The organism is Pinisolibacter aquiterrae (assembly GCF_019160155.1).
In the GTDB taxonomy this organism is placed as follows: Bacteria; Pseudomonadota; Alphaproteobacteria; order Rhizobiales; family Ancalomicrobiaceae; genus Pinisolibacter; species Pinisolibacter aquiterrae.
Window position 1 is genome coordinate 79907 of the sequence record NZ_JAFNIH010000025.1, and the last position, 18911, is coordinate 98817.

The following is an 18911-nucleotide window of genomic DNA, read 5'->3' on the forward strand; positions in this document are numbered from 1 at the left end:
CATGTCCCGTATCGCTTACGTCAACGGCCGCTATCTGCCCCATGCGAACGCCGCCGTGAGCATCGAGGATCGCGGGTTCCAGTTCGCCGACGCGGTCTACGAGGTCTGCGAGATCCGTGACGGCGAGGTGATCGATCCCGGCCTCCATCTCGATCGGCTGGAGCGCTCCCTGCGCGAGTTGCGCATCCGCATGCCGATGAGCCGCACGGCGCTCCTGGTGGTGATGCGTCAGACCGCCAAGCGCAATCGCGTCAGGAACGGCGGCGTCTACGTCCAGGTCTCGCGCGGCGAGGCCCATCGCGACCATGCCTTCCCCGACGCGTCGGTGCCGCCGACCGTCGTCATGACCGCCAAGCCGCACGATCGCGCCAAGGCCGAGGCCCAGGCCGAGAAGGGCATCGCCGTCATCACCGTCCCCGACAATCGCTGGGAGCGGGTCGACATCAAGTCGGTCGGCCTCCTGCCCAACTGCCTCGCCAAACAGGCCGCCAAGGAGGCGGGCGCCAAGGAGGCCTGGTTCGTCGACGGCACCGGCCTCGTCACCGAGGGCTCCTCGACCAACGCCTGGATCGTCACCCGCGACGGCGCCCTGGTCACCCGTTCGGCCGAATTCGGCATCCTGCGCGGCATCACCCGCACGGTTCTGCTCGAGGTGGCGAAGCGCCTCGGCCTGCGGGTCGAGGAACGCTCCTTCACCGTCGCCGAGGCCAAGGCCGCCAAGGAGGCCTTCATCACCGCCGCCACGACCCTGGTGATGCCGGTGGTCTCGATCGACGGAACCGCGATCGGCAACGGCCATCCCGGCGAGACCGCGCTCGCCCTGCGCCGCGCCTTCCACGGCTCCACCGAACGCGTCCCGCTCTGATCGCCGCTCTGAGCAGGTGCGAGACGGCCGGCCGCCGCAAAGCGTGGCGGCCAGGGCACAGCCTTGCGATGAATATCGAAAATGTCTGAAAATTGGGCATGCTGCAGTGCAAAAAAGCTGTTCGGCTCGCGCTCGGCCGCCTATCATCTCAGTCAGACCCGAGGCGTCCGTGTTCCAGCACGGAAAGCGAACTTGCCCGATGACGTGGCAGGGGCCTCGCAACACCAAGAACAGAGGTCGTCAAACATGGCGGATCGCGCTCCCAATCTGCAGGACACGTTCCTCAACTACGTTCGCAAGAACAAAACCCCGGTCACGATCTTTCTGATCAACGGCGTCAAGTTGCAGGGTGTCGTCACTTGGTTCGACAATTTCTGCGTCCTTCTGCGCCGTGACGGACACTCCCAACTCGTCTACAAGCATGCGATCTCGACCGTGATGCCGGGTGGCCCGGTGCAGCTCTTCGAGCCGGCGGAAGAGGCGTGATCGCATCGCCGGCGCGCCAGGGAATTCCCTCGGGCGCGCCGCGAGCTCGACAGGCGAGGGGCAACGGCCCTTGAACGACATCGACGACGAAGGTTCATCCCACGAACCGGAGCGGCGAAACGAGAAGGCGCTGAAAGGCGTCGCTCGCGACGCCGCGCCGACGCGCGCGCTCGTGGTGGTTCCCTGGCGCAGCGAGAGGCCGCCCCGGGGCGAGGGCACCGACGCGCCCAACGCCGCCCGCTCGCTCGACGCGCGCCGGGAGGAGGCGATCGGTCTCGCCCGGGCGATCGAGCTCGAGGTGGTCTCCGACTTCCCCGTCAAGCTCCGCGAGGCGCGCCCGGCGACGCTGCTCGGCACCGGCAAGCTCGAGGAGGCCCGGGCCTTGATCGAGGCCGAGAAGATCGATCTGGTCGTGGTCGATCACCCGCTGTCGCCGATCCAGCAGCGCAATCTCGAGAAGGAATGGAAGGCCAAGGTGCTCGATCGCACCGGCCTGATCCTCGAGATCTTCGGCGAGCGCGCCCATACCAAGGAGGGCCGGCTCCAGGTCGAGCTCGCCCATCTCACCTATCAGAAGAGCCGTCTGGTGCGGTCCTGGACCCATCTGGAACGGCAACGCGGCGGCTTCGGCTTCCTCGGCGGCCCCGGCGAGACCCAGATCGAGGCCGACCGGCGGATGATCACCGAGCGGATCGCCAAGCTCGAGCGCGAGCTGGAATCGGTCGCCCGCACCCGCGCGCTGCACCGCAAGAACCGCAAGAAGGTGCCGCATCCGGTGGTCGCCCTGGTCGGCTACACCAACGCCGGCAAGTCGACGCTGTTCAATCGGCTGACCGATTCGGAGGTCTTCGCCAAGGATCTCCTCTTCGCGACCCTCGATCCGACGCTCCGCAAGGTGCGTCTGCCGCACGGCGGCGACATCATCCTCTCCGACACGGTCGGCTTCGTCTCGGATCTGCCCACCACCCTGGTGGCGGCGTTCCGGGCGACGCTCGAGGAGGTGATCGAGGCGGATCTGATCCTGCACGTGCGCGACATCGCCCACGAGGACACCGCGGCGCAGGCCCACGACGTCGAGACGGTCCTCTCCCAGCTCGGCGTCGATCCGCTGAACCGCGATCGGATGATCGAGGTCTGGAACAAGATCGACAAGCTCGATCCCGACCATCGCGCCAAGCTGCTCGAGGAGGGCGAGCGGACCTCGATCGACGCGCCGACCGCCTTGCCGGTCTCGGCGATCACCGGCGACGGCGTCGCGAGCCTGCTGGCCCTGATCGAGGACCGGCTCAATCGTGATCGCGCCGTGTTCCGCGTCGAGATCCCATCGAGCGAGGGCGAGCTGGTCGCCTGGCTCCATCGCCATACCGAGGTGATCGCGCGCGAGGACGGCGAGGAGGCCGTGTCGCTGCGGCTGCGGGTCCCCGACAAGGACCTCGATCACTTCCGCGCCCGCGCCGGGCGCTTCATCCGCGAGGTGCGCGGCCGGGTGATCGAGCCGCGCCGCGACGACGAGCCGCCCGCATCCAAACCCTACGATCCGCTCGCCTGAGCCTCACGCGACCGCGCATGCGGACAGGCCGTCGGTCTTCATGTCGGCGAATTCGATGCCGATGTCGTCGCGGCCGAGACGCACCACCTTGCCCCGGGTCCGCCCGAGCAGAACCGGCGCGCCGATCGGCGGACGCACCGCCACCCGCACCGCCGCCCCCGACATCGACACGTCGAGGACACGGCAGCGCTGGACCGAACCGTCGCGCAACACCAGCGTCGACCACGGATTCGCCGGCACCACGCGGACATGGCGGCGGACCTCGGCGAGGCCGATGAGGGGGAGGTTGGCGATCCAGGTCAACTGGTCGGCGAGCTTGTCGCGGCGGCTCTGCGAGACCGAATAGGCGAAGGCGAAACCGCCCGCGAGATGGCGCACGATGCGCCCCTCGATCCGGCCGATCTGATCGACATGGGCGACGACCCGCTCCTTGAGGTCACCCCCGACCGGGGCCGCCACGGCCGCTCCGCCGGCCGACATGTCGAGGATCCGGCAGGCGACTTCGCTGCGATCCTCGAACATGCACCGTCCGGTGAGCGCGACGGCGACCCGTCGGTGGCGTCGCCCGTCGACAGGCGCCGTGTGGAGCTGCGGATCGGCGGTGAGGGTCTGTCCCATGAGGGATCTCCAAAGACGTCCGTAACGGGCGCCATCCGACACCGAAAATCGTTGCCGACGCCTTGCCGAGACACCTCGATCCGTCAGGATAGGTCCATGTGGCCCGCCGATTTCTGGAAACGGATAACGGAATCCGTCGCCCCCTCGCCGCGCGCCTCGGACGCGGGGCGTGGGGTTCGGGCGCAGGGACGGCCCTCGCGCGGACGCTCGGTGGGAACGGCGAGGGCGAGGCCGATCTCCGCCGCATGGTCGAGTACCAACGCGTCGAGCGCCTCGAGGCGGGTGATCTCGTCCTCCATCCGCCGCGACAGACGCTCGAGGAAGCCGGCGCAGCAGACCGCCGGCGTGCAGGCAGCGCGCCCCTGTTCGCCGAGGCACCCGGGGCAGGGACGCCGACCGGCGTCGAAGAACACTTCGAGCTCGGAAAGCGTCGCCCCGAGCCGGAGCAGCGCCAGCATCACCGACGTGTCGCGGATGTCGCCCGGCCGATAGAGATAGCCGCGCCCCGGCCGTGCCGGCGTCACCAGCCCGGCGCGGCGAAGCTCCTGCAGGCGCCGGGGATCGACCCGCAGCAGCGCCGCCAGCGCGGTCTCCGACCGCAGCACCGCCGGCGAGGCGACCACTCCCGCCAGGAGGCGGGCGAAGACGTCGACGAGATCGGCTCTCGCATGGCTCATGGCGGTCCCCTCCTGGGTGCGGTCGAGGCGCGGACGGCGCGGGGCTCGGCCGAGGTGGTCCGAACGGCGACGACCCGTCGTTCGCCGTCGCGGTTCGTGCGGCGGCGTCGCGTCGTCTCGGGGTGGTCCCGCCCGCGAACGGGCGGGAACGATGTCACAGGAAGGCGAGATCGACGGCGAGCACCGCGTCGCTCGAATCCCGGATCGTCGCCCAACGGGCGTCGACGTCGGCGAGGGTCTGGCCGAAATAGGCACGCGCCAGCGCCACCTTGGCGACGGCCCAGCCGTCGTGATCGGCGCCGGAGGCGATCATCGCCTGCGCGGCGAGCGCGGACCGGCCGAGCATGATGCCGCCGGCGAGCGCCCCCATCAGCATCAGGAACGGCACCGAGGCGGCGAAGGGCAGACGCGGATCGCGGCCGTTCGCCTCGACGAGCCAGGCGGAGGCGAGGCGGGCGGTATCGATCGCGGCATCGAGGGCGGTCCCGAGATCGGCGAGCCCCGAGCGGGCGGAGAGCGCCTTCGCCACCGCCGCCTGACGGTCGAACCACGCCTCGAGCGAGGCGCCCTTGTCGCGCAGTACCGAGCGACCGACCAGCGCGTTCGACTGGATCGCCGTGGTGCCCTCGTAGATCGTGGTGATGCGGGCATCGCGCAGATGCTGGGCGGCGCCGGTCTCCTCGATGTAGCCCATGCCGCCGTGCACCTGGACGCCGAGCGAGGCGACGTCCTGTCCGGTCTCCGTCGACCAGCCCTTGGCGACCGGCGTCAGCAGATCGACCTCGAACTGCGCCGCCTTGCGGGCCGCGGCGTCGGGATGGGCGTGGGCGAGATCGTGGGCGGCGGCGACCGTATAGAGCAGGCCGCGCATCGCCTCGATGCGGCTCTTCATCGACACCAGCATGCGCGCCACGTCGGGGTGATGGATGATCGGCGGCACGCCCGCCTCGCGCCAGCCGACCGGCTTGCCCTGGATACGCTCGCGGGCATAGGCGACCGCCTGCTGATGGGCGCGCTCGGCGATGGCGAGACCCTGGAGCCCGACGTTGAGACGGGCATGGTTCATCATCGTGAACATGTATTCGAGGCCGCGATTGGGCTCGCCGATCATCTCGCCCAGCGCGCCGCCGGCCTCGCCGAAGACGAGGACCGCCGTGGGCGAGCCGTGAATGCCGAGCTTGTGCTCGATCGAGGCGCAGACCACGTCGTTGCGCGCGCCGAGCGCGCCGTCCTCGCCGACCAACACCTTCGGCACGATGAAGAGCGAGATGCCCTTGACGCCCGGAGGCGCGTCGGGAAGGCGCGCCAGAACCAGATGGACGATGTTCTCGGTCAGATCCTGCTCACCATAGGTGATGAAGATCTTCTGGCCGGAGATCCGGTACTTGTCGCCCTCCGGCACCGCCTTGGCGCGCACGGCGGCGAGATCGGAACCGGCCTGCGGCTCGGTCAGGTTCATGGTGCCGGTCCACACGCCGGTGACCATGTTCGGCAGCCAGCGCGCCTTCTGCTCCTCGCTGCCGAAGAGCTCGATCGCATGGACCGCGCCCTGCGTCAGCATCGGGCACAGCGCGAAGGCCATGTTGGCCGACTGCCACATCTCCTGGACGGCGAGGTTGAGCACCTGCGGCAGACCCATGCCGCCCCATTCGGCCGGGAAGGGCAGGCCGTTCCAGCCACCCTCGACGAGGGCGTTCCAGGCGTCCGACCAGCCCTCGGGCGTGGTCACGTCGCCGTCGGCCCAGGTCGAGCCGACGCTGTCGCCGACCTGATTGAGCGGCGCGACGACGTCGGCGGCGATCTTGCCGGCCTCCTCGAGAATCGAGCCGACCAGATCGGCGGTCGCCTCCTCGTAGCCCGGCAGACCGGCGATGGCGGGGAGATCGACGACCTCGTCGAGAACGAAGCGGATGTCACGGATCGGCGCGGCGTAGCCCGTCATGGGTTCACTCCGGTTGAGAGAAAAAGGCGCCGGTTTCAGGGACCGGCGCCCGATCGACCATCGGCGCGGGAGGGAGATTCGGGCTCGCTCCCGCCGCGATCGATCTCAGAGTCGACGATGTCCGGCGCGGCGAAACCGCGCCGGGAGGCTGAGCGATCTCAGATGTCCTTGGCCTGATTGCGCAGCATGAACTTCTGGATCTTGCCGGTCGAGGTCTTGGGCAGCGCCCCGAAGACGAAGGTCTTGGGGATCTTGAACCCGGCCAGATGCTGACGGCAGAAGGCGACGAGATCGGCCTCGCTCACCTCGGCGCCGTCCTTCAGCATGATGAAGGCGCAGGGCGTCTCGCCCCATTTCTCATCCGGACGGGCGACCACGGCGGCCTCCATCACGTCCGGGTGCTTGTAGAGCACGTCCTCGACCTCGATCGAGGAGATGTTCTCGCCGCCGGAGATGATGATGTCCTTGGAACGGTCCTTGATCTCGACATAGCCGTCGGGATGCCAGACCGCGAGGTCGCCGGTGTGGAACCAGCCACCCTCGAAGGCTTCCGCCGTCGCCTTGGGGTTCTTCAGATAGCCCTTCATGACGTTGTTGCCGCGCATGAAGATCTCGCCCATCGTCCGGCCGTTCTTCGGGCACGGCTCGAGCGTCGTCGGATCGGCGACCATGACCGCCTCGAGCATCGGCCCGCGCACGCCCTGGCGCGACTTGATCGTCGCCTTCTCGTCGAGTTCGAGGTCCTTCCACTCGTCCTTCCAGACGTTGAGCATGGTCGGGCCATAGACCTCGGTGAGGCCGTAGACGTGGGTGACGTCCCAGCCCATCCGCTCCATGCCGGCGATGATGGCGGCCGGGGGGGCGGCCCCGGCGACCATCGCCTTGACGCTGTGGGAGACCTTCTCCTTCAGCGCGGCGGGCGCGTTGTTGATCATGTTGAGGACGATCGGCGCGCCGCAGAAGTGGGAGACCTTCTCGACGGCGATGGCCTCGTAGATCTTGTCGACGCGCACCGCCCGGAGGCACACCGAGGTGCCGGCGACCACCGCCATGGTCCAGGGGAAGCACCAGCCGTTGCAGTGGAACATCGGCAACGTCCACAGATAGACCGTGTCCTCGCCGAGGTGCCAGGAGAGCGCGTTGGAAACCGCGTTCAGATAGGCGCCGCGATGATGATAGACGACGCCCTTCGGGTTGCCGGTGGTGCCCGAGGTGTAGTTGAGGGTGATCGCCTGCCACTCGTCGGTGGGGAAGGTCCAGGGCGCGTCGGCGTCGCCCTTCGCGATCACGTCCTCGTAGGTCATCGAGCCGATCAGCTCGCCGCCCTCGTATTGCGGATCGTCGATGTCGACGACGGTGATCGGCCGGTTCAGGAGCGCGATCGCGCCCTTGGCGATCTTGGAGAACTCACGGTCGACGAAGAGGATGTTCGCCTCGGCATGGTCGAGGATGAAGGCGACCGCCTCCGGATCGAGCCGGGTGTTGATGGCGTTGAGCACGCCGCCCATCAGCGGCACGCCGAAATGCGCCTCGTAGAGCTCGGGCGTGTTGGCGGCGAGGAAGGCGATGGTCGCGCCCTTGCCGAAGCCCATCTTCGAAAGGCCCGAGCCGAGCCGGCGGCACCGTTCGGCCGTCTCGGCCCAGGTGCGGCGCAGCGTGCCGTGGACGATGGCGGTCTTGTTCGGCCAGATCGCGCTCGCCCGCTCCAGGAAGGTGAGGGGCGTCAACGCCACGTGATTGGCGGCGTTCTGATCGAGATCGCATTCGTAGGGATTGACGGCGGTCACTCGGGCTCCCTCCTCGGGTGGTCGTCCCGCGCCGTGCCCCGGAGGACACGGACGGAATCATTGATTGACGCGGACGCTAACAACGGGGTTTTGCGAAATGCTGTCCGAATGTGAACCGATTGTTGCAAGGGGTTCATCCAAAGGTCGTAGGTAAGTCCTCAATTTCGCACATGCGAGATCGCACGGCCCGATCATCGTGCCATCGACCAGGTCACATCCTTGGCCAGAACGTATCCTGCACCATAGACGGTCTTGATCAACTGCGGTTTGCGCGGATCCACCTCGATTTTCTTTCGCAGTCGCGAGATCCGAACGTCGATCGAGCGCTCGTAGGGGAAGTCGTCGCCGTCGTCGGAATCCGATTGCAGCTGCTCGCGCGACAGCACCCGGTTGGGCGCGCGGGCGAACATCAGCAGCAGCGCGGCCTCGGCGGCGGTGAGGTTTTCGACGTGTCCGTCGTCGCGGGTCAGCGTGAGATTGCCGACGTCGAAGGTCCAGGGGCCGAAGCGGGCGCGCGACTGATCGGCGTTGCGCGCGGCGGCGACCAACTGGTCGTGGCGGCGCAGCACGGCGCCGACCCGGGCCACCAACTCGCGCGGCTCGAACGGCTTCACCACATAGTCGTCGGCGCCGAGTTCGAGCCCCAGAACCCGGTCGGAAACCTCGACCCGCCCGGTCAGCACGATCAGACCGAATCGAACGTCGGTCCACAGCTCGCGCACCAGATCGAGCCCGTTCATGTCGGGCAGATTGAGATCGACGATGAGGAGATCGGGCGCCTCGCGGCGGATGGCGGCGCGCGCCTCGCGGCCGGTCTGGAACGCGGTGAAGGCATAGCCGTAGGTCTCGAGCAGATCGCGCACCAGCGCGCAGATCTCCAGTTCGTCCTCGACCAGATAGATGCGTTTCTTCATCGGCCGCGTTCCTTTTCTTCGTCGCCGCGCGCCCGCATGGCGGTCGCCAGCGCCGCGATCAACTCGTCCTTCTCCCAGGGCTTGGCCAGGATCGGGACGTCGGGGAGATCGGTCGGGGTCTCCGCCCGGGCGAAGCCGGTGACGAGGACGACCGCGATCTCCGGGCGTGTCTCGCGCAGGCGCCGGGCGAGGTCGAGACCGGAGAGGCCCGGCATCACCACGTCGGAGAGCACCACCCGGATGTCGGCGATGCCCTCGATCAGGCTCAGCGCCTCCTCGCCGCTCTCCGCCTCGATCACCGCGAAGCCGAGACCGACCATCTGCTCGAGCGCCATCCGGCGGACGTCGTCGTCGTCCTCGACCACCAGCGCCATCTCGCCGGGGAAGAGCGCCTCGCCGTCGCTCGAGGCGGCGTCGATCAGCGGCGCGTCGGGAACCGGATCGGTCTCGGCGAAGAGCAGCGACACGGTCGCGCCCCGTCCGGCGGCGGAGACGATGCGGATGAAGCCCTGAGACTGCTTGACGAAGCCCCAGACCATCGCGAGGCCGAGGCCCGAGCCCATCTTCTTGGTGGTGTAGAAGGGCTCGAAGGCCCGCGCCAGCGCCCCCTCGGGGAAGCCCTGGCCGTCGTCGGCGACGGCGATCTCGATCCACCGTCCGGCCGGCACCGGCTCGTCCCAGTCGCCGAGATCCTCGGTGCCGAGGCGGCGGCAGACGAGACGGATCCGTCCTCCGTCGGGCAGCGCGTCGCGGGCGTTGAGCGCCAGGTTGACGACCGCGCGCTCCAACTGGACGTGATCGGTGACGATCCAGAAGTCGTGGCGCCCGCCCTCCGCCTCGAGCACCACGTCGATCGTGTGCGGCAGCGAGCGGCGCAGCAGCATGCCGATCTCGGCGAGGAGCGCCGCCACCTCGATCTGCTCGGTGCGCATCGGCTGGCGCCGGGCGAAGGAGAGGAGCCGCGAGGTGAGGTCGGCGCCGCGCCGGGCCGCGCGCTCCGCCGGCTCGACATAGGCGACGAAGCCCTCGACGTCGGCGTATTTCTCGCGCGCCGTGGCGAGATTGCCGATGATGATCGACAGGAGATTGTTGAAGTCGTGGGCGAGGCCGCCGGAGAGCTGGCCGATCGCCTTCAGATGCTCGGCCTCGAAGATCCGCCGCTCGGTCTCGCGCTCGTCGGTGACGTCGCGGGTCAGCACGAAGATGCCGAGCACCTCCCCGGCCGCGCCGATCTGCGGGATCACGGTGTTCGCCGTGACGATGCGCCGGCCCGCCCGGTTCTGGAATGCATATTCCAGATTGACGACGCCGCCGCCTCGCGTCCGGGCGAGCGGCTCGGCGAGGGTGGCGTAGGCGGCGCGCCCGATCACCGGCTGCAGCGGTTGGCCGACGATCGCCTCCTTGGGCTTGTCGACCAGTTCGCTCCAGGCGCGATTGACGAAGCGGAAGTGTTCGTCGGGCCCGAGATAGGCGATCGCGGCGGGGATCGCGTCGAGGATCAGGCGCTGCCGGGCCTCGACCTCGGCGAGACGGGCCTGCGAGCGCTGTTCGGCGACGATGGCCCCCTCGAGATCGGCATTGGCGCGTTGCAGCTGATCGGTGCGGGCGCGCACACGCTCCTCGAGCAGGCCGACGTTCTCGCCGACGCGGGCGACCATGGCGTCGAAGGTCTCGGCGAGGACGCCGATCTCGTCGGCGCGCCGAATGCCGGTGCGCGCGTCGAGATCGCCGCCGGAGACACGTGCCGCCGTGACGGCGAGCGAGCGCAACGGCTGCACCAGCCGCCACAGGCCGAACCCACCGAGGAGCGCGGCGAGCGCCCCGATGCCGCCGGTGATCGCCAGAATGCGCCGCGACAGCTCCTCCGAACTCGACTTCAGCTCGTCCACATAGACCGAGGAGGCGATGTACCAGTCGAATTCCTTGAAGTGCCGGACCCAGGAGATCTTCTCGTAGACGTAATTGCCCGGGTCCGACGGCTTGTCCCACATGTAGTGGAGCGGCTGGTCGCCGTCGGCGACGGCGCGCAACTCGCCGGCGATCGGCGCGCCGGTCTTGGGATCCGACCGGGCCGTGAACTCCGTCCCCTCGATGTTCGAGTTGGGATGGATGATCATGTTGTTGGCGGCGTCGAAGACATAGGCGTAGCCGGTGCGGGCGATGCGGATCTCGCGCAGCGCCCGACGCATGTCGTCGATCGCGCGGACGCGCCGTCGCTCCACCTCGGCGTCGACGTCGTCGAGATAGGCGCCCGCGCCGACCACGATGCCGAGCCTCGGCAGGTCGCGGAAATAGGAGATCTTGCGCGACGGCTTGGTCGAGCCGAGCCGGGTCCAGTCGTAGACGGTCGAGCCCTCGCCGGCCTTGCGGGCGATTTCGATGACCCGGGGAATGATGTTCTCGCCCGCCTCGTCCTTGATGGTGGAGACGTCGTGGTCGTACCAGCGCGGATCGGGATGGGAGAGAATGTGGGCGGCGTAGTCCGACACCCAGATGTAGTCGTCATTGCCCCATTTGACGGTGCGCAGCGTCTCCCAGGCGAGACGCTTGACGTCGTCCTCGCCGATCTCGCCCCGGGCGCGCCGCGCCTCGACGCCCTCGATCAGGCCGACGGCGAGCGTGACCGCCGTGCGCAACTGGCCCTCGAAGGACTTCAGCGTGATGTCACGGGTCTCGTCGAGCCGGCCGGCCATCTTGGCGGCCATCTCGAACACGTTGTCGAGGATGGTGCGGCTCGCCTCGAGCTCGATCTCATAGGCCTTGCGTTCGACGAGCGGCACCGTGAAGAGCCACATCGCCGAGGCGAGAACCGCGATGACCAGCATCAGCGCGGAAAAGAGCTCGAGGAACAGACGAGACTTGAACATCGGCATCCGGCTCGGGATCGAACCACTCGAACGAGCGGCGCGGAAGGATGGTCCGGGCGCGGGCGAACCACAAGCCCGCCTCGATGCGACGTCGGCGCGGGGATCGCTCCCCGCGCCGATCGATGGTCCGGATCCGGATCTCGCCCGAGGGCGAGCGGATCAATGGGCCGAGGCGGCGGCCGCGCCGATGCCGGTCTCGGCGCGGACGTCCTGCTCGTCGAAGGCGGCGCGCTCGGCGACGGCCTTGGGCGAGGCGTCGAGCTTCGACACCACGAAGGCGACCAGGAAGGCGAGCGTCATCGAGAACAGCGCCGGATGATCGATCGGGAACACCGCCTGGGCGTTGCCGAGGACCTTCACCCACACCGCCGGCGACAGGACCACCAGAGTGACCGCGCAGACGAGCCCGGCGATGCCGCCGGCGAGCGCGCCACGGGTGGTGAGACCGCGCCAATACATCGAGAGAAGCAGAACGGGGAAGTTCACCGACGCCGCGACGCCGAAGGCGAGCGCCACGAGGAAGGCCACGTTCTGATCCTTGAAGGCGATGCCGAGGACGATCGCGACCACGCCGATGGCGGCGGTGGCGATCTTGGAGACGCGCATCTCCGAGGCCTCCGAGGCCTTGCCCTTCATGATCACGCCCGCATAGAGGTCGTGCGCGATCGCCGAGGCACCGGCGAGCGCCAGACCCGCGACCACCGCCAGGATGGTGGCGAAGGCGACCGCCGACAGGAAGCCGAGGAAGACGTCGCCGCCGAGCGCCTTGGCGAGATGCATCACCGGCATGTTGGAGCCGCCGAGGATCTTGCCGCCGATCTTGCCGCCCTCGAAGAACTGCGGATCGGTGCCGACGATCGAGACGGCGGTGAGACCGAGCGTGCAGACCACGAGGAAGAAGAAGCCGATCAGGCCGGTCGCGACGAAAACCGACTTGCGCGCCTCCTTGGCGTTCGGCACCGTGAAGAAGCGCATCATGATGTGCGGCAGGCCGGCGTTGCCGAAGACGAGGCCGAGCGACAGCGACACCGCCGTGATCGGATCGGCGAGGAGCTTGCCCGGGCCCATCAGCGACGAGCCGGTCGCGCCCCGCGCCTCGACGGCGGTCTTGGCGACGGTCTCGTAGTTGAAGCCGAACTTCCACAGCGCCAGGATCGCCAGCAGCGTGCCGCCGAAGAGCAGCAGGCCCGCCTTGATGATCTGCACCCAGGTGGTTGCGACCATGCCGCCGAAGGTGACGTAGACGATCATCAGGACGCCGACGAGGACGACGGCGTAGTTGTAGGGCAGGCCGAACAGCAGCTGGATCAGCTGGCCGGCGCCGACCATCTGAACGATCAGATAGAAGCACACCACGGTCAGCGAGCCGACGGCGGCGAAGGTGCGCACCGAGTTCTTGTCGAGCCGGTAGGCGGCGATGTCGGCGAAGGTGAACTTGCCGAGATTGCGCAGCCGTTCGGCGAGCAGGAACATGATCACCGGCCAGCCGACGAAGAAGCCGATCGCATAGACGAGACCGTCGTAGCCGACCGCGTAGACCATCGCCGAGATGCCGAGGAGCGTCGCCGCCGACATGTAGTCGCCGGCGATCGCCCAACCGTTCTGCATGCCGGTGATGCCGCCGCCGGCCGTGTAGAAGTCGGCGGCGGAGCGGGTGCGCTTCGACGCCCACCAGGTGATGCCGAGCGTGGCGACGATGAAGACCAGGAACATGCCGATGGCGATCACGTTGATCGGCTGCTGCTGGACGGCGCCCTCGACGCCGGCGGCGAGCGCCGGGCCGGCGAGGGCGGGGAGGGCGAGAGCCGCGATCGAGGCGGCGAGAGCGAGACGACGCGTCACTTGCCGGCCTCCTTCACGATGTCACGGGTCAGGTCTTCGAATTCGCCGTTGGCGCGGCGGATGTAGAGGCCGGTCGTCAGCCAGGCGCCGACGATGATCGCCGCGCCGATGGGAAAGCCGATGGTCAGCGTCCAGCCCGCGCCGATCGGCGCGCGCATCATCGCCGGCGCGAAGGCGACGACGGCCATGAAGACGTAATAGACCGTCAGCACGACGGCCATGAGCGTCCAGGCGAAGCGCGAGCGCTTGGCCTTCAGCTCGAGAAATTTCGGATTGGCCCGGACCTTTTCGGTGATCGAGCTGGACATGGCGTCCTCCCCCTGCTCACACGCCGGCGATCGACGAACCGTCGATGCCGCGTCTCCTCCCGACGAAGGCGCGCGCCCTCGTCCTCGAACCCGCCCCGTCTCCGAGATCCGACGCGCCTCCCAGCACGTCGCGCGACCCGTCGCCGCGTCTCGGGACGAAGGTCGTCCTTCCTCGGGCAGGGGCGGTCGTGGGCTCGGTCGCACGAAACTTTTGCCGGCGTTTATCCAATTGCGACCGAATCGTTACAGCCCCGCCCCGGCCTCGGCCCGCCACCCGCCGCCCACCCGGCGGCGGGGCGGGGCCGGCGCCGACCGCCGCCGTGCGCCTTCGTCGCAGGTGGCGTGCCGTCGCAGCGGCATCGCGTCGCAAGCCGCCCGCTCGATGCCCTCCGGCGGAGGCCCCACCGGGGTCGCGAAATACCGATAAATATTTGAAATTATTTTATTCTCCAAAGCGGATCCAGGATCGCGGGTCGAGCCGGGGAGATCTCCGCACGTAATAAGTTGTATGTTACGTCTATCTTAGACGGCGCATAGTGCTGGAAAGCAAACGTTCGGAGCCGGTCGCATGGACATCGCGCACGAGTTCGCCGAAAGCCCCTTCGAGGCGCCCCATACTCGACGAACTGTCGAGGGAGAGGCACAGGCCACGGAACCCCTCTTTCTCGACGCGGGATCGAGCGAGGAGGCCTGCGTGCCGTCTCCGCTCCATGCGGTCGCCCCGGTCGAGACCGAAGCGGGGGAGGGGCCCGAGCGCGTGCGGATGCGGCGTCCCTCGCAGGTGCGCGCCAAGTCGCGCGGCGGCGTCGGCCTCTATGAGCGGATGGGCGGAGCGGTGGCGCTGCGCCGGCTGGTGCGGCGCTTCTCCGAGCTGATGGCGACGTTGCCGGAGGCTGAGGCCGCGCGCGTGGTGCTGCACGTCGCCCCGGCCGATCTCGGGCCGAAACTCTACGAATTCCTCTCCGGCTGGCTCGGCGGGCCGGAACTCTACACCAAGCGCCACGGCGCGCCGAAGCTGAAGCGCCGGCACTTCCTGGTGCCGATCGGCCCGGCGCAACGCGACGCTTGGCTCCTGTGCTTCCGCATGGCCGCGACCGAGACCGTCACCGACGCCGCCGTGGTCGAGGAACTCCTGCCTCAGATCGAGAGCCTCGCGCATTATCTCGCCGCTCGCGACTGATCGCGGTCGCCCGATTGCTCCCGCCTCCGCCATTTCGGGCTTTCTCGATCTTGCGGAGCGCGGGAACTCGTGTTCGTACTCGCTCGATCGAGACTCCCGACAGGAGACCCTGCCCATGACGTCCGCCGACGCCGCGCCCGCGCCTTCCCTCTACGACCGGATCGGAGGCGAGGAGGGCGTGCGCCGCTTCACCCGTCGTTTCTACGAGGTGATGGACACGGCGCCCGAGGCGGCCGCCTGCCGGGCGATCCACCCCGAGAGCCTCGCCGAGAGCGAGCAGAAGCTCTTCGAATTCCTCTCCGGCTGGCTCGGCGGGCCGCAGCTCTTCGTCGAGCGGCGCGGCGCCCCGATGCTGCGCGCCCGCCATCTCTCCGCGCCGATCGGCGCCGAGGAGGCGAAGGGCTGGGTCCTGTGCTTCCGTTGGGCGCTGGTCGACACGATCGAGGATCCGGAGATCCGCGCCGCGATCTTGCCGCAGGTCGAGACGCTGGCGAACCACATGCGCAATCGCGGCTGACGGCCGATCCGCGACATCGAGACGCCGAACGGCGCGGGAGACCTCTCCCGCGCCGTTTCGTCTGGTGCATCGGGAGGACGCCCGCGCCCTCGGCCGTCCCGCGCGCGCGCCGAAACGCGAAGCGCCGCCCGCTCGCATCGCGAGGGGCGGCGCTTCGTCGAGGAGACGGGACCTCGGCTCAGGGCGCCTTGAAGAAGTCCTTGGCGGTGGCGGTCTCGCGCCCACCCTGTTCGGTGATGCGGAAGACCACGTCGCTCGACCTTCCCTTCAGCTCGGCGCCGGGGACGATCACGGCGGCGCGCACTTCGCGGGTCCGGTCGGGGCCGACGTGGATCACCGGATTGCCGTCGACGTTGTGGTCGATGCCGACCACTTCGAGCCTCGCCCCCTGCGGCACGCCCTCGACCGCGAGGATGAAGTGCCGCTCGTGGCCGACCCGGTTCAGGAGGCGGATCGTATAGCCGTTGCGCACCGAACCGTCGGAATTCTGGACGTAGAGCGGATTGCGGTCGTGCAGCACGTTCACGCCGGCATTGCCGCGCGAGAGGAACGTATAAGCCATGAAGCCGGTGACGGCGACGATCAGCACCGCATAGAGGATCGTCCTGGGCCGCACGATCTTGTAGACCGGCGCCAGACCCTCGCGGCGGCGGTCGAAGTTGACCGGCGTGTCATAGGCGATCAGGCCGGTCTCGCGACCGAGCTTGGTCATGATCGAGGTGCAGGCGTCGATGCAGAGGCCGCACTGGATGCAGGAGAGCTGCGAGCCCAGGCGAATGTCGGTGCCGGTCGGGCACACGGCGACGCACTGATAGCAGTCGACGCAGTCGCCGGCCGGCTGGCCCGCCGCCTTCAGCTTCTTCGCCTCCTTCACCGAGGCGCGCGGCTCGCCGCGATCGTTGCGATAGGTGACGTTGAGCGCGAATTCGTCGGTCATCGCCGCCTGGATGCGCGGCCACGGGCACACGTAGATGCACGTCTGCTCGCGCATGTAACCCGCGAAGAAATAGGTGGTGAAGGTGAGGATGCCGATCCACAGATAGGCGATGAACGGCGCCTGCCCGGTGAAGACGTTCTTCACCAGCGTCGGCGCATCCGAGAAATAGAGCACCCAGGCACCGCCCGTCGCCACGGCGATGACCAGCCACGCCACCCATTTCATGACCTTCTTGGCCACATAGGCGCCGTCGATCGGACCCTCGTCGAGCTTGATTCGCTCGCGACGATCCCCCTCGATCAGCCGCTCCACCGCCAGGAAGAGGTCGGTCCACACCGTCTGCCAGCACAGATAGCCGCACCACACGCGGCCGGCGACCGAGGTCATCAGGAACAGCGTGAAGGCGGCGGTGATCAGCAGGCCGGTGAAATAGTAGACTTCCTGCGGCCAGATCTCGATGAAGAAGAAATAGAAGCGCCGGCCGGGCAGATCCGCCAGCACCGCCTGATCGGGCAGACCCGGGCCGCGATCCCAGCGGATGAACGGCATGACGTAGTAGATCGACAAGAGCGCGATGAGAATCGCCCACTTGACCTTGCGCACGGTTCCCTGCACGGCGGCAGGATAGACCTTGATGTGTTCCTGGTAGTAATTCTCTTCCATGGCGTCGGCGGGATGAGCCGCCTTTTCGAACCCTGGACCCTTGGCCATCGAGATGGTCTCCGAACATGGTGCCCCGGTGGCCGGGGTTTCGGGCGGACAGTGCCGGGCTCGGGTGTCCCGATCCATGCGGCAAATCAAATATCTTCGAGATAAAATCCAACTTTGCCCCGGCCGCAAGGGCGAAGACGGGGGATGCGTGGTTTACCGGAGGCGGGGTTCTTTTGCGCTGCGAAGACGGATAGGCTGACGGCGGCTCGAGGGCGTCCTCGACATCGAAAGGCCGAGCGATGATCGAACAGCGCGACGACACGCCGATGCACGCGACCTGGCGTGCGCGGCTGCGCAATCACTTCGTCACCGGACTGGTGGTGGTCGGCCCCCTGGCCATCACCGTCTATCTCGCTCGCGGCTTCCTCGAATGGGTCGACGCCACCGTCAAGCCGCTGATGCCGGCGGCCTGGAACCCCGATCACTATCTGCCCTTCGCGGTGCCCGGCTTCGGGCTCCTGGTGGCGCTGGTCGGCATCACCATCCTCGGCGCGGCGACCGCCTCGCTGGTCGGGCGGACGCTTCTCTCCTACGGCGAGGATCTGGTCGGGCGCATGCCCTTCGTGCGGCCGGTCTATCGGACCCTGAAGCAGATCTTCCAGACCTTCGTCTCCTCGCGCGATCAGAGTTTCCGCGAGGTCGGGCTGATCGAATGGCCGCGCGCGGGCGTCTGGTCGCTGGTGTTCGTCTCCGGCCCGGCGCGCGGCGAGGTGGCCGAGCGCCTCTCCGCCGAGCGGCCCGAGGTCGCCGTCGACGACTGGCTGACGGTGTTCATTCCGACCACGCCCAATCCGACCGGCGGCTATGTCATGTTCCTGCCGCGGCCCGAGGTACGGATCCTCGAGATGAGTGTCGAGGACGGGGCGAAACTGGTGATCTCCGGCGGGATCGTCTCCCCCGAACGGGTCGCGACGCCGGCCGTCGACGCCGGTCGTGACGCCACCGCCACCGGCGCGTGACGCCTCAGCGCGGCGGTTCGGGAGTGGCGGAGCGACGCTCCTGCATGATCTCGATCTGCATCTGCTGGATCTCGGCGAGCCGCTGCCACTGATGCGACAGGATGTGATCGAGCTTCTCGTGGAGATGGCGGATCTCCAGCTCGGCCTTGAGATTGACCCGGTAGTCGTTCTCCGAGCGCAGTCGATCCTTCGCCTCCTGGCGCTTCTGGCTCATCATGATGATCGGCGCCTGGACGGCGGCGATGCAGGACAGCACCAGATTGAGCAGGATGAAGGGGTAGGGGTCGAAGGCCCGGGCCGTCATCGCCACGTTGAGCCCCATCCACGCGACCAGCACCACCGCGAACAAGGTGATGAAGGTCCAGCTGCCGCCGAAATTGGCGACCGCGTCCGACCACCGCTCGCCGAGGGTCCGATCCTCGGCATAGTCGGCGGCGACGTTGCTCGAGATCGTGTCGGCATTGGCGATCGAGGCGGCGACCTGCGCCTCGAGCGAGGTCAGCTCGCCATGCTCGGCGGCGAGCATCTCGCGGATGTAGCGATCGCGCCGTTCCGCGACCGCCGCCCGCGACAGCAGCGCGTCGCGCGGAAGGCCGGGCTTCTCGCGCAGGATCGTCTCGGCGAGCCCCGGCGTCAGCGCAAAGAGAGGGATCAACTCGGCGAGCGGCAGATCGACGCCGGTCAACGCGCAGGCGGCACGGGCACCGCGATCGTGGGGATGATGATGCGTCGTCATCTCGAGCCTCTCGTCT

Annotated in this window: 16 protein-coding genes; 6 read left to right on the forward strand and 10 right to left on the reverse strand. The window is 68.2% G+C overall.

Annotated features, from left to right (window positions below; all coding sequences use genetic code 11):
* Nucleotide 1: 1 nt before the first annotated feature.
* The 3 genes from J3S89_RS09850 to hflX all read left to right on the forward strand — a co-directional run bounded on the left by J3S89_RS09850 (nucleotide 2) and on the right by hflX (nucleotide 2900).
* Complete coding sequence (locus J3S89_RS09850; protein WP_217927334.1) at nucleotides 2-865, forward strand: D-amino-acid transaminase; 864 nt, start codon at nucleotides 2-4, stop codon at nucleotides 863-865.
* A gap of 246 nt (nucleotides 866-1111) precedes the next feature.
* Entirely contained in the window at nucleotides 1112-1351 is a 240-nt protein-coding gene (hfq, locus tag J3S89_RS09855) for an RNA chaperone Hfq (RefSeq protein WP_217927335.1), read from the forward strand.
* Between the two features lie 79 nt (nucleotides 1352-1430).
* Nucleotides 1431-2900, forward strand: a complete 1470-nt coding sequence (gene hflX, locus J3S89_RS09860) for a GTPase HflX (protein ID WP_217927566.1) — start codon at nucleotides 1431-1433, stop codon at nucleotides 2898-2900.
* Between the two features lie 3 nt (nucleotides 2901-2903).
* Here hflX and J3S89_RS09865 read toward each other — a convergent pair whose 3' ends face one another.
* The 8 genes from J3S89_RS09865 to J3S89_RS09900 form a co-directional block, all read right to left on the reverse strand.
* Entirely contained in the window at nucleotides 2904-3518 is a 615-nt protein-coding gene (locus J3S89_RS09865; RefSeq protein ID WP_217927337.1) for a PilZ domain-containing protein, read from the reverse strand.
* 83 nt (nucleotides 3519-3601) lie between these two features.
* On the reverse strand, nucleotides 3602-4195 hold the full coding sequence (locus tag J3S89_RS09870) for a MerR family transcriptional regulator (protein ID WP_217927339.1): 594 nt from the start codon (nucleotides 4193-4195) through the stop codon (nucleotides 3602-3604).
* Between the two features lie 154 nt (nucleotides 4196-4349).
* Nucleotides 4350-6137: an acyl-CoA dehydrogenase gene (locus J3S89_RS09875; RefSeq protein ID WP_217927340.1), complete on the reverse strand. Its 1788-nt coding sequence runs from the start codon at nucleotides 6135-6137 to the stop codon at nucleotides 4350-4352.
* A gap of 158 nt (nucleotides 6138-6295) precedes the next feature.
* A complete protein-coding gene (locus J3S89_RS09880; RefSeq protein WP_217927341.1) occupies nucleotides 6296-7924 on the reverse strand; it encodes an acyl-CoA synthetase in 1629 nt (542 codons plus the stop codon).
* Nucleotides 7925-8115: 191 nt separating this feature from the next.
* Nucleotides 8116-8838 carry a response regulator transcription factor gene (locus J3S89_RS09885; protein ID WP_217927342.1) on the reverse strand — a complete coding sequence of 241 codons (723 nt, stop codon included), beginning with the start codon at nucleotides 8836-8838 and terminating at the stop codon, nucleotides 8116-8118.
* Nucleotides 8835-11705 carry a cache domain-containing protein gene (locus J3S89_RS09890; RefSeq protein WP_217927343.1) on the reverse strand — a complete coding sequence of 957 codons (2871 nt, stop codon included), beginning with the start codon at nucleotides 11703-11705 and terminating at the stop codon, nucleotides 8835-8837. Before J3S89_RS09890 ends, J3S89_RS09885 begins: the two co-directional genes overlap by 4 nt.
* 159 nt (nucleotides 11706-11864) lie before the next feature.
* On the reverse strand, nucleotides 11865-13547 hold the full coding sequence (gene actP, locus J3S89_RS09895; protein ID WP_420801300.1) for a cation/acetate symporter ActP: 1683 nt from the start codon (nucleotides 13545-13547) through the stop codon (nucleotides 11865-11867).
* Nucleotides 13544-13855: a DUF485 domain-containing protein gene (locus tag J3S89_RS09900; protein ID WP_217927344.1), complete on the reverse strand. Its 312-nt coding sequence runs from the start codon at nucleotides 13853-13855 to the stop codon at nucleotides 13544-13546. Before J3S89_RS09900 ends, actP begins: the two co-directional genes overlap by 4 nt.
* 568 nt (nucleotides 13856-14423) lie before the next feature.
* On the opposite strand from J3S89_RS09900, the gene J3S89_RS09905 reads away from it, so the two are divergent.
* Both J3S89_RS09905 and J3S89_RS09910 read left to right on the forward strand, forming a co-directional pair.
* The gene (locus tag J3S89_RS09905; protein WP_238483847.1) at nucleotides 14424-15035 is read left to right on the forward strand and encodes a globin domain-containing protein; all 612 of its coding nucleotides are present in this window, start codon (nucleotides 14424-14426) and stop codon (nucleotides 15033-15035) included.
* 115 nt (nucleotides 15036-15150) lie between these two features.
* Nucleotides 15151-15552 carry a group II truncated hemoglobin gene (locus J3S89_RS09910; protein WP_217927345.1) on the forward strand — a complete coding sequence of 134 codons (402 nt, stop codon included), beginning with the start codon at nucleotides 15151-15153 and terminating at the stop codon, nucleotides 15550-15552.
* A gap of 178 nt (nucleotides 15553-15730) precedes the next feature.
* Here the strand turns inward: J3S89_RS09910 and ccoG are convergent, their stop codons facing one another.
* Nucleotides 15731-17200, reverse strand: coding sequence for a cytochrome c oxidase accessory protein CcoG (gene ccoG, locus J3S89_RS09915; protein WP_420801299.1), 1470 nt, complete (start codon nucleotides 17198-17200; stop codon nucleotides 15731-15733).
* 239 nt (nucleotides 17201-17439) lie between these two features.
* On the opposite strand from ccoG, the gene J3S89_RS09920 reads away from it, so the two are divergent.
* On the forward strand, nucleotides 17440-18159 hold the full coding sequence (locus tag J3S89_RS09920; protein WP_230488963.1) for a DUF502 domain-containing protein: 720 nt from the start codon (nucleotides 17440-17442) through the stop codon (nucleotides 18157-18159).
* Nucleotides 18160-18163: 4 nt separating this feature from the next.
* On the opposite strand, the gene J3S89_RS09925 is transcribed toward J3S89_RS09920, so the two are convergent.
* The gene (locus tag J3S89_RS09925; protein WP_217927346.1) at nucleotides 18164-18895 is read right to left on the reverse strand and encodes a DUF1003 domain-containing protein; all 732 of its coding nucleotides are present in this window, start codon (nucleotides 18893-18895) and stop codon (nucleotides 18164-18166) included.
* Nucleotides 18896-18911 lie beyond the last annotated feature (16 nt).

Bases quoted from the DNA above. Each gene is read 5' to 3' on its own strand.
- J3S89_RS09850 (WP_217927334.1), top strand. From the start codon at position 2: ATGTCCCGTATCGCTTACGTCAACGGCCGCTATCTGCCCCATGCGAAC.
- hfq (WP_217927335.1), top strand. From the start codon at position 1,112: ATGGCGGATCGCGCTCCCAATCTGCAGGACACGTTCCTCAACTACGTT.
- J3S89_RS09865 (WP_217927337.1), bottom strand. From the start codon at position 3,518: ATGGGACAGACCCTCACCGCCGATCCGCAGCTCCACACGGCGCCTGTC.
- J3S89_RS09870 (WP_217927339.1), bottom strand. From the start codon at position 4,195: ATGAGCCATGCGAGAGCCGATCTCGTCGACGTCTTCGCCCGCCTCCTG.
- J3S89_RS09875 (WP_217927340.1), bottom strand. From the start codon at position 6,137: ATGACGGGCTACGCCGCGCCGATCCGTGACATCCGCTTCGTTCTCGAC.
- J3S89_RS09885 (WP_217927342.1), bottom strand. From the start codon at position 8,838: ATGAAGAAACGCATCTATCTGGTCGAGGACGAACTGGAGATCTGCGCG.
- J3S89_RS09890 (WP_217927343.1), bottom strand. From the start codon at position 11,705: ATGTTCAAGTCTCGTCTGTTCCTCGAGCTCTTTTCCGCGCTGATGCTG.
- J3S89_RS09900 (WP_217927344.1), bottom strand. From the start codon at position 13,855: ATGTCCAGCTCGATCACCGAAAAGGTCCGGGCCAATCCGAAATTTCTC.
- J3S89_RS09905 (WP_238483847.1), top strand. From the start codon at position 14,424: ATGGACATCGCGCACGAGTTCGCCGAAAGCCCCTTCGAGGCGCCCCAT.
- J3S89_RS09910 (WP_217927345.1), top strand. From the start codon at position 15,151: ATGACGTCCGCCGACGCCGCGCCCGCGCCTTCCCTCTACGACCGGATC.
- ccoG (WP_420801299.1), bottom strand. From the start codon at position 17,200: ATGGCCAAGGGTCCAGGGTTCGAAAAGGCGGCTCATCCCGCCGACGCC.
- J3S89_RS09920 (WP_230488963.1), top strand. From the start codon at position 17,440: ATGATCGAACAGCGCGACGACACGCCGATGCACGCGACCTGGCGTGCG.
- J3S89_RS09925 (WP_217927346.1), bottom strand. From the start codon at position 18,895: ATGACGACGCATCATCATCCCCACGATCGCGGTGCCCGTGCCGCCTGC.